Origin of the sequence: Tenacibaculum aiptasiae (genome assembly GCF_965221665.1) — a bacterium.
In the GTDB taxonomy this organism is placed as follows: Bacteria; Bacteroidota; Bacteroidia; order Flavobacteriales; family Flavobacteriaceae; genus Polaribacter; species Polaribacter aiptasiae.
In genome coordinates, this window is the sequence record NZ_CBDCSN010000002.1 from 1,687,850 (window position 1) to 1,699,297 (window position 11,448).

The 11,448-nt window shown below is 36.0% G+C and carries 3 protein-coding genes, 2 tRNA genes and 3 rRNA genes; 7 read left to right on the top strand and 1 reads right to left on the bottom strand.

The genetic code is table 11. The features are described from left to right. Window positions 1-798: 798 nt before the first annotated feature. The 7 genes from ACOQN8_RS08045 (at window position 799) to ACOQN8_RS08075 (ending at window position 7,711) form a co-directional block, all read left to right on the top strand. A 16S ribosomal RNA gene (locus tag ACOQN8_RS08045) occupies window positions 799-2,322 on the top strand. Window positions 2,323-2,400: 78 nt separating this feature from the next. Then, window positions 2,401-2,474, top strand: a tRNA-Ile gene (locus ACOQN8_RS08050). 96 nt (window positions 2,475-2,570) lie between these two features. After that, a tRNA-Ala gene (locus ACOQN8_RS08055) sits at window positions 2,571-2,644 on the top strand. Between the two features lie 163 nt (window positions 2,645-2,807). Beyond that, window positions 2,808-5,684: ribosomal RNA gene (locus ACOQN8_RS08060) — 23S ribosomal RNA — on the top strand. 100 nt (window positions 5,685-5,784) lie between these two features. Continuing rightward, window positions 5,785-5,893 (top strand): 5S ribosomal RNA (rrf, locus tag ACOQN8_RS08065). Together the 16S, 23S and 5S rRNA genes with 2 tRNA genes alongside form the textbook arrangement of a ribosomal RNA operon. A 908-nt stretch (window positions 5,894-6,801) precedes the next feature. After that, complete coding sequence (locus ACOQN8_RS08070) at window positions 6,802-7,182, top strand: hypothetical protein (protein ID WP_420552287.1); 381 nt, start codon at window positions 6,802-6,804, stop codon at window positions 7,180-7,182. After that, window positions 7,175-7,711, top strand: coding sequence for a hypothetical protein (locus ACOQN8_RS08075; RefSeq protein ID WP_420552288.1), 537 nt, complete (start codon window positions 7,175-7,177; stop codon window positions 7,709-7,711). Before ACOQN8_RS08070 ends, ACOQN8_RS08075 begins: the two co-directional genes overlap by 8 nt. A gap of 72 nt (window positions 7,712-7,783) precedes the next feature. Here the strand turns inward: ACOQN8_RS08075 and ACOQN8_RS08080 are convergent, their stop codons facing one another. Continuing rightward, window positions 7,784-11,443, bottom strand: a complete 3,660-nt coding sequence (locus ACOQN8_RS08080) for a DUF6443 domain-containing protein (RefSeq protein WP_420552289.1) — start codon at window positions 11,441-11,443, stop codon at window positions 7,784-7,786. Between the last annotated feature and the right edge of the window lie 5 nt (window positions 11,444-11,448).

Genomic DNA, 11,448 nt, shown 5'->3' on the forward strand with positions numbered 1-11,448 from the left:
ACTTTTTATAAGAGGAGAACAAATAGTTTACTTATCGTTCTACTGTTCATTCTTGTAAAATATAAATCAAAGAAGCAAAACGGAGTGGGCAGTTCTTTCTTTTTTACGATGCGAAAGAGCTCCGGTTAGGAATATAGGAGTGGTTAATTATAAGTAATAAGCATTATAAATCATACAGAACTTGATAAAAGCAATACCTAACCTAAAAAACTTTAGGGTGTAACTTATTGATAGATAGGTGATGTAAAAAATAATTCAAAAAAAGATTAAAAAAGATAGTTGTTATGTTAAAAAAGGGTTCTATATTTGCACCCGCTAACGGGAAAACGACAAGTTATAAAGATAGCAAAAGTTCATTAAAATAGGCGGTAGAGAGGTGTTAAAAGAGAGTAAAAAATAAGTTAAATTATTCTTGTTTATTACAAAATAAAGATGCTATCTTTGCAGTCCGTTTTAGAGACGACAGTTCATTAAAATTCTAGCAAAAACAAATTAAAAAAAACTTTCAAAAAAGTTTGTCAGTTTCAAAAAGGTTTGTAAATTTGCAACCGCTTAAATAAAGCGACACGATCACAGAAATTTTGGAATGATTTAGATAAAAAAAATCAACTAGTTCGAGTCTAGTATTTCTACAAGAGAGTTGATTAAGATTTTGGTTGAGAAGACTAAGTATTGCGATTAACAAAGTTCATTGAAAATATTGAAATTGACAGCGTAAAACAAAGAGTAGAATAACATGTCTAACTTCGTTAGATAAAATTCTTTTGAAACTTATTCATTCATAATATTAAAGATTATACAATGAAGAGTTTGATCCTGGCTCAGGATGAACGCTAGCGGCAGGCTTAACACATGCAAGTCGAGGGGTAACAGGAAAAAGCTTGCTTTTTTGCTGACGACCGGCGAACGGGTGCGTAACGCGTATAGAATCTGCCTTGTACAGGAGGATAGCCTTTAGAAATGAAGATTAATACTCCATAATATTGGGAAGCGGCATCGCTATCTAATTAAACATTTATGGGTACAAGATGACTATGCGTCCTATTAGCTAGATGGTAAGGTAACGGCTTACCATGGCAACGATAGGTAGGGGGTCTGAGAGGATTATCCCCCACACTGGTACTGAGACACGGACCAGACTCCTACGGGAGGCAGCAGTGAGGAATATTGGTCAATGGAGGCAACTCTGAACCAGCCATGCCGCGTGCAGGAAGACTGCCCTATGGGTTGTAAACTGCTTTTATACAGGAAGAAACAGTCGTACGTGTACGGCCTTGACGGTACTGTAAGAATAAGCACCGGCTAACTCCGTGCCAGCAGCCGCGGTAATACGGAGGGTGCAAGCGTTATCCGGAATCATTGGGTTTAAAGGGTCCGCAGGCGGTCAATTAAGTCAGAGGTGAAATCCCATAGCTTAACTATGGAACTGCCTTTGATACTGGTTGACTTGAGTTATACGGAAGTAGATAGAATAAGTAGTGTAGCGGTGAAATGCATAGATATTACTTAGAATACCGATTGCGAAGGCAGTCTACTACGTATATACTGACGCTCATGGACGAAAGCGTGGGGAGCGAACAGGATTAGATACCCTGGTAGTCCACGCCGTAAACGATGGACACTAGTTGTTGGGGTTTACTTCAGTGACTAAGCGAAAGTGATAAGTGTCCCACCTGGGGAGTACGATCGCAAGATTGAAACTCAAAGGAATTGACGGGGGCCCGCACAAGCGGTGGAGCATGTGGTTTAATTCGATGATACGCGAGGAACCTTACCAGGGCTTAAATGTAGAGTGACAGGTCTAGAGATAGATTTTTCTTCGGACACTTTACAAGGTGCTGCATGGTTGTCGTCAGCTCGTGCCGTGAGGTGTCAGGTTAAGTCCTATAACGAGCGCAACCCCTATCGTTAGTTGCTAACAGGTCAAGCTGAGGACTCTAGCGAGACTGCCGGTGCAAACCGCGAGGAAGGTGGGGATGACGTCAAATCATCACGGCCCTTACGTCCTGGGCTACACACGTGCTACAATGGTATGGACAATGAGCAGCCACTATGCGAATAGGAGCGAATCTATAAACCATATCACAGTTCGGATCGGAGTCTGCAACTCGACTCCGTGAAGCTGGAATCGCTAGTAATCGGATATCAGCCATGATCCGGTGAATACGTTCCCGGGCCTTGTACACACCGCCCGTCAAGCCATGGAAGCTGGGGGTGCCTGAAGTTCGTTACCGAGAGGAGCGGCCTAGGGTAAAACTGGTAACTAGGGCTAAGTCGTAACAAGGTAGCCGTACCGGAAGGTGCGGCTGGAACACCTCCTTTCTAGAGAAAGATGGTGAGTTACAAATGAATTATTTTACTCTTTGCTGTTAATTTTAAAATATTAGACTAAGATCTTATAGTCTCGTAGCTCAGCTGGTTAGAGCGCTACACTGATAATGTAGAGGTCGGCAGTTCGAGTCTGCCCGAGACTACAATAAGACCCTTAGTGAAGGAAATTTTAGAAGTTGAGAAGTATGGGTTGTTACAACTAATAACTCACGACTAAGAACTCATGCCTAAAAGACTATGGGGGATTAGCTCAGCTGGCTAGAGCGCTTGCCTTGCACGCAAGAGGTCACCGGTTCGACTCCGGTATTCTCCACAATCAGGTTTTTATAATCTGAAAACGTTCATTGACATATTGGTAGAATGATATCGTAAAGAATCAAGATAGAGAAGTTAAATTTAAATATTTAACAAGAATATTTTTTATAAAAACAAATTATAAAGAGCTCGTTCTAGAAGTAATTCTAGAGCAAAAAGTACAATAAGCTAAATAAGGGCGTATGGCGGATGCCTAGGCTTTCAGAGGCGATGAAGGACGCGATAAGCTGCGATAAGCTACGGGGAGAAGCACATATTTTATGATCCGTAGATTTCCGAATGGGGCAACCCAGCATGTTGAAGACATGTTACCCGTAAGGGGGCAAACCTGGTGAACTGAAACATCTAAGTAACCAGAGGAAGAGAAAACAATAGTGATTCCGTTAGTAGTGGCGAGCGAACGCGGATTAGCCCAAACCAATGCTGTTACGGCAGTATTGGGGTTGTAGGGCTGCGACATTAGAATCTAAGTGAACTAGAATCGTTTGGAAAGACGAACCAAAGAGAGTGATAGTCTCGTATAGGTAAGCGAAGAGGATATAGCAGTACCCTGAGTAGTGCGGGACACGTGTAATCCTGTATGAATCCACCGGGACCATCCGGTAAGGCTAAATACTCCTGAAAGACCGATAGTGAACTAGTACCGTGAGGGAAAGGTGAAAAGAACCCTAAGTAAGGGAGTGAAAGAGAACCTGAAACCGTACGCCTACAAGCGGTCGGAGCACATTTACTGTGTGACGGCGTGCCTTTTGCATAATGAGCCTACGAGTTACTGTTGCTAGCAAGGTTAAGGATTTAAGGTCCGGAGCCGAAGCGAAAGCGAGTCTGAATAGGGCGAGATTAGTTAGTAGTAGTAGACGCGAAACCGAGTGATCTACCCATGGGCAGGTTGAAGCTGTGGTAACACACAGTGGAGGACCGAACCAGTTGACGTTGAAAAGTCTTTGGATGACCTGTGGGTAGGGGTGAAAGGCCAATCAAACTCGGAAATAGCTCGTACTCCCCGAAATGCATTTAGGTGCAGCGTTGAGTAAAAGTTTTATAGAGGTAGAGCTACTGATTGGATGCGGGGGCTTCACCGCCTACCAATTCCTGACAAACTCCGAATGCTATAAAATGTTTCTCAGCAGTGAGGGCATGGGTGCTAAGGTCCATGTCCGAGAGGGAAAGAACCCAGACCATCAGCTAAGGTCCCCAAATATATGTTAAGTTGAACTAACGAGGTGAAACTGCTTAGACAGCTAGGATGTTGGCTTGGAAGCAGCCATTCATTTAAAGAGTGCGTAACAGCTCACTAGTCGAGCGGTTTTGCATGGATAATAATCGGGCATAAACATATTACCGAAGCTATGGATTTATATTTATATATAAGTGGTAGGGGAGCATTCTATTTGCGCCGAAGGTGTACTGTGAGGTATGCTGGAGCGGATAGAAAAGAAAATGTAGGCATAAGTAACGATAAAGGGGGCGAGAAACCCCCTCACCGAAAGACTAAGGTTTCCTCAGCGATGCTAATCAGCTGAGGGTTAGTCGGGACCTAAGGCGAATCCGAAGGGAGTAGTCGATGGACAACAGGTTAATATTCCTGTACTTCTTATAATTGCGATGGGGTGACGGAGTGATGAAAGCACCGCGAACTGACGGAATAGTTCGTTGAAACATTTAGGTATTAGAGCTGTAGGCAAATCCGCAGCTTTAGCTGAAGTGTGATAGTACAACAAGTCTTCGGATGCGTTGATAGTGTGCCTAAGGGCTTCCAAGAAAAACCTCTAAGCTTCAGATTATAAGAACCCGTACCGTAAACCGACACAGGTAGTTGGGATGAGAATTCTAAGGTGCTCGAGAGATTCATGGCTAAGGAACTAGGCAAAATCGACCCGTAACTTCGGGAGAAGGGTCGCCCCACTCTGTGGGGCCGCAGTGAAAAGGTCCAGGCGACTGTTTATCAAAAACACAGGGCTTTGCTAAATTGAAAGATGATGTATAAGGCCTGACACCTGCCCGGTGCTGGAAGGTTAAGTGGAGGGTTTAGCTTCGGCGAAGATCTGAAATGAAGCCCCAGTAAACGGCGGCCGTAACTATAACGGTCCTAAGGTAGCGAAATTCCTTGTCGGGTAAGTTCCGACCTGCACGAATGGTGCAACGATCTGGACACTGTCTCAGCCATGAGCTCGGTGAAATTGTAGTATCGGTGAAGATGCCGATTACCCGCAGCGGGACGAAAAGACCCCGTGAACCTTTACTATAGCTTCGTATTGACTTTGGATAAGTAATGTGTAGGATAGGTGGGAGACATTGAAGCGGCGTCGCTAGGCGTTGTGGAGTCGTCCTTGAAATACCACCCTTTGCTTATCTAGAGCCTAACTCAGCAATGAGAACAGTGCGTGGTGGGTAGTTTGACTGGGGTGGTCGCCTCCAAAAGAGTAACGGAGGCTTCTAAAGGTTCCCTCAGCACGTTTGGTAACCGTGCGTAGAGTGCAATGGCATAAGGGAGCTTGACTGAGAGACATACAGGTCGATCAGGTACGAAAGTAGAGCATAGTGATCCGGTGGTTCCGCATGGAAGGGCCATCGCTCAAAGGATAAAAGGTACTCCGGGGATAACAGGCTGATCTCCCCCAAGAGCTCACATCGACGGGGGGGTTTGGCACCTCGATGTCGGCTCGTCACATCCTGGGGCTGGAGAAGGTCCCAAGGGTTGGGCTGTTCGCCCATTAAAGTGGCACGCGAGCTGGGTTCAGAACGTCGTGAGACAGTTCGGTCTCTATCTGCTGTGGGCGTTAGAAATTTGAGTGGATCTGACTTTAGTACGAGAGGACCGAGTTGGACGAACCTCTGGTGTATCTGTTGTTCCGCCAGGAGCACTGCAGAGTAGCTACGTTCGGAAGGGATAAGCGCTGAAAGCATATAAGCGCGAAACCCACCACAAGATGAGATTTCTTTAAAGGGTCGTTGGAGATTACAACGTTGATAGGCTACAGGTGTAAAGGCAGTAATGTCATAGCCGAGTAGTACTAATAACCCATAGGCTTATGTATATCGTCTTCCCTCTACGGAGGGAAGCGCAACTCTTTGATAATTTATGATATGATTTTACTAATATGTTAACTTTTACAGTTGAAATACACTGAAACGATTTAAGGTGATTATTGCAATGGGGCTCACCTCTTACCATTCCGAACAGAGAAGTTAAGCCCATTAGCGCCGATGGTACTGCCGATGGTGGGAGAGTAGGTCGTTGCCTTTCTTTTTAACCTCAATCTTATACTATAAGATTGAGGTTTTTTTTTACACTAAATCTAAATAAAGAGATAATTGATATGAGTATCTCTAAATGAAAATAGATTGTTTTTAGGGGTAAAAACTTAGAGTTAGTTTTTTTCCTTATGGAACTTATAAAAACAGCTTAAAACCTTATTAAATTAATTTACTTAATCTTATTTAAGATATAATTTAATCTTATAGTTTTTTGTATGATAATAATAAAGGTTATGCATTTGTGCTGCTGTAAAAAAAATAATTGCTAATATTCAAAATAACTTTATGAAAAAAAAGAGTGATAAGCATTTTTATAGTACTTTATTCTATTGTCTTGTTTTGTAGTATTTATCGGAAGTATTATCTCCATCTTCGGAGACAGCTTTATTAATTAAAATATTCACAAACAGATATTTCTCCTTATGCAGGTTTACCAAATATATCCATTGCATTTGAACAATATCTTATAATGGAGTTAATATTTCTATAGGATTGAGTTATAGTGGAGGTGGAAATAAGGTGTCAGATATTGCATCTTGACTATGGTTGGAATTTAGAAGTACGAGGTCTGGTTACCAAATGTTGCAGATTATTATGGATATTTTATGGACACATTAATGTAAATAAAGTACTAGGTTCAAGAAGATATATCAATTTTACAATAGATTGAAGTTTTTCAGCTTTATCTAAAGGCCAAATTGTAAGCTATGACAAAATGGTGCTATACACGTAATATTCTTTTAAGAAAATTAAATAAGGTTATTAAAAAATTTTAAGCAATGTGTTATTAAGAATAACAGCTTATAAATATTGTTTTTTAGATAAACGATAGGGGTATTTAATTATTTATCTTTGCATGATTATTAACATAAAAATTTTTAATAAAAACAAAATTGTATGATGTACAAAGTATCAGGTATTATTTTAATTGCTATTTCTATAATAATATCTATAGGAGGTGTTATGGATTATAAAACAATGAAAACTGGTAAGATAGTTAAAGTAGAAGTATTAGAAGTTCTGACTTCATGTAATGAAAGAAATAGGACCAAAAGCCCTAGTTTTAGATTTATATTTAAAAATAAAACTCATACAAAAAATATTAAAGGAAAGTATTGTAATATTATCAAAGCAGGAGCAGTTATTGAGTTAAAAACGAATAGTGATAACACCATTTTTTTATATCCTAATGAAAATATATTACTTGATAATTTGGCAAATGTTGGGCTTTTTTTAGTTGGTTTTTTATTTTTATTTAAAAAAGAAAAGAATGAATAGATTAGTATTATTTCTAACGTTTGTATCAGTTTTCAATTGTTTTAGTCAAGAAAAAAGAAGCGTTTTTGTAGATAAAGAGCAAGATTATGTTGTTTTATTAGAAAAAAAGACTAAGATGTCAGAAATGGATGTAAATGGTGCTAATATTTCAATATTTGTTAATACAAAGAAGAATGTTTTTAATTATACCTTATCAATTTCAAAAATCTACGAACATAATTTTATAGAAGGTAATCTTTTAGATGATTCCTATGAGAAGTTTTATGGTGATACTTGTGATTGTTCTATAATTGATAAAGAAATTGTAAATTATAATAATATAGAAACTCTAAGATATAAAATTAAAGCTAAAAAAGGAGATAAGTTTTTTTTAGGTTATAGTGACAGTTTTGTTAGTGGATTAATTCTTTACAATGTTTTATTTTTATCAAATGAAAAAGATTTTGAAAAAAATATAGAAAGACATACAAATTTGATGAATACGTTTATATTTAATGGAAAGACTACCATTGATAGGTATAAAAAGTAAATAATTAAAGAGTAAAGCTTTTGCAGTCTCTTTATCAAAGAAAAAAGCGAGATATATATCTCGCTTTTTTCTTTACATATCTGTTCTTCTGATATTAACTTTTGTATTATCTTTTTTTCTAGTAATTTTTGGACGAATGTCTTTTTTTATTCTTTTACTTTTCCTTATTGTATTAGCAGCATTTTCTACATATTTTTTTGTAACCTGTTCAACAACATCATTAGCAGTATCTATAGCTTTATCTTTCTTTTGTAAATTTGTTACTCGTTCTTTAGATTCTCTTGCTGCTTTTTGCCTCGATACTCTATCATTACTTCTATTTACTCTCCTAGCCCTGTCAGCTACTCTTTTTGCTGTAGCCATTTCACTTTTAGGGACATTGTTGAAAACCTTAATTTTTCCTATACCTTTATCTATAAGTTTTGCTTGTACAACGTTTTTAATTAAATCTTTACCATTGACTGTTTTTGTTTCATTTAATTGATTTGCAGTTTCTGTTCCTGCATCAATGGCTACCTGAGTAACTACTTTTAAAACTTTGTCAGTTGCACTTACTGCTTTTATAGAGTTTAAACCACCTGTTAAAGCACCAGAAGTTGCTGAGATAAAAATTTTTGTTTTATCTACTTGTGTCCAAGCCGCAACACCAGTTTTACCTTCGGCATAATTAACGGCAACTTGCATTCCATAATCGATGGCAGCACCTATTACAAATCCCCAACACATAGGACATTCTCCATCAGGGTCACTTACATTTACAGGATTGTTCCAGCTATAGTTATAAGGAGTTATATCTATTTGCATTATATCTTCTGCTTTTGGATCAATAGTAAACCATCTACCTAAATAAGCATCATAATTTCTAGAACCGAAATCATGCCAGTTTAATTGATTACCGTCTATATTGTCATCGTTAAGTTCTTTACCACCAAAACCAAATTTTTGAGCTGTTTTATTTCCTATAGAACTGTAATTAGAATTATATCCTTTTTGCAAAGCTCCAAAAGGATAATAATTTTTCTCTTCTATAATTTCGGTACTTGCAGTAATAACACCATCATTATTATTATCTGTATATGAAAGTCTAACATTTCCTAAATAATCTAAATGATTATAAACATATTTAAACCCTAAATTATTAGGCATAACATATCCTTCAGGATGATTAAAAAATTCTAAACTATTATTCTTGTATACATAATTCCCCGCATATTCTGTAGTTGTAATATTTCCATTATTATTGACAATTTTTTTTAGTTTAGTTCCATTTGCATCATAGATGAAATTAATTTTTTGAGTGTTCGAATTGTTAAATTTGATCTCACTAGGTAAATTTAAATAATTGTATGTAATTCCATTATTTGATAATGTACCTATATTTTTATTTAAATCTTTTATAAGATTCCCATTAGCATCATAAACATATTCAGTGGTAAGATCAATAGCATCTTTAAAACCAGTAACTTTACTTCCTCCAGAGAGTTCTTCGACTTTTACTAATTGATTACTGTTATTATTATTGCCGTAGGAGTATTGTAAGTTATCCATTAAACCAAAAGAAGTAACATCAGTATCTCTGTGCCCATTTCTTTTTAATGATTGAATATTACCATTCTTATCATAAGTCACATTTATTAAACTATAACGATTATCAGCTGTATTGTCTATAGCTGAAGTAATTCTGTTTAAAACATCATAACTATAATTGTATGTTTTTGTACTAGTATCCGTGTTTAATGTATTCCAACTTAATTGACTGATATTTCCATTATATAATGCTTTTCCACTGGTTGGATTATTATATTCTAAACTTAAATTAAATAAATCATTATCATCTATATTATCTTGGTTTATTGTTTTTAACCACCCATGTATATTATATTTATAATTTATGGTTTGTAACCTTGATTGATTTTCTTTTCCTCCAATTCGTTTCTCCTGTAATTTTCCTAATTCATCATAAAAGTTTTCTGCTATTACTTCAGTATTATTACCTATAGTTTGTGTTTGCTTAATAACTCTATCTAAGTTATCATAGAAAAACTTATCTACTGTTATAATATCTACTTGTCCGGTCTTTTTATGTGTAGTCTTTGTTTCTAATACTCTTCCTGTAAAGTCATCTAACTTATTTTCTACAATATCAATAGTATGTAACTCATCATTTTTAGTATACATATAAATTGGACGTGCCTTATCATCGTAATACGTTACTGTAGTTATCCAATTATTTTCATTACTGAATATTCTAGTTTTTTGAACTGTTGTTAAGTTTTTTGTGTTTTCAGATGACTTTTTTCCATAACTTGTTATTATTGTATTACTTAATTCTGACGGTAAATCAATATAAGTATCGTAATAATTAATTGTATAAATATTTTCACCTAAAATTTCATATGGCATGCTATTGTTTGAATAATAAATATTAGCGTTAGGTATAGCATTAGATAATAAAATTCTATGTTCAATAAATACATCAGTTTCATCATCAACTGTTTGTTGCATACCTATTCTTGTATTATAATCGTTGTATATACCTGTATAAACAACTCTTCCAAATTTGTCATATTTTGTGAATAACCAATTGTTTTGGGCTCTTAAATTGGCGTCTTGAATAAGTACTGGTCTATTTAATTTATCATATATGATGTATTCCCACTCTTTTCCAGGTACTTTTTTTTCTACTAATCGATTTCTATGGTCATACTTGTACTGATACCCTAAATCGTTTAGTTTAGTTTGTATTACTGACAAATTACTTGAAGCTTCTGTAGCGTCTATTTTAGGAGGTAAAACATAAGTTAAATTCCCAAAATCATCGTATACATAGTAAGTATCATGTTTTAGACTATTATTATAAACTCGTTTTAATATCAATTGACCTTGTTTGTTTATAAACTCCTCTGTAGTATTATCTAACCCAGTAGTCCAATTCTCGTCCTTAGTTATATTTTTTTGTAAAACTCCTTCAGGGTAAAAGGTATTTCCTCCTATTAAACTAGGTGTATATGTTTTATTTGAAACTATATTAGTTACTTCAAATATTTTTACCTCCTCATTTAAATTGGTAAGGTAATCAAACTTAGTTTCATGGCCACTTCCAATGCGCCAATCCTGCCCAGGTGCTGCTTGTTTTATTATTCTATTTAATGGAGAATTTTCTAATTCTTCTTCAGAATAAGAGTTTATAGGTAAATTTACATCAGCAAAATCTGAACCATGTATAGCTTTATAGTAATTTTTAGCTTCTTCAGCGACTGAGCCAGTTCTTATTAATCCATTTTGAGTATTTGCAGCATAAGGTAAATATTCTTTTGTTTGACGCCCAAAAGTATCATACTCTATATGTGTAATAATATCTTTACCGTTAGCACCTTGACGAATTCCTATTTTTTGCTTATCTTTTCCTAAACCGTCTAAATAAGTAATGTTTTCTATTACATCACTTGTACTTGTTATATTTAAGGGACTTTTTAGAGCTTTTCTATAAGCTCTAGTAAATACATAGTTTTCATCACTAAAAATTGAAGGAACATAATTTTCTTCAACTATTTTAGCGTTAAATATGGCTCCTTGTTTTATCCAAGTTAGAGGTTTTAATGTAATACTTTGTGTTGCTTTTAGTGTAATATTCTCATTTTCATTTACAGTATAATCTTTTTTTTCTATTGTAATTTCTTGTCCATAACTATAGCAACTCATTAACAATAATGTATATAATAGCTTTTTCATAACTT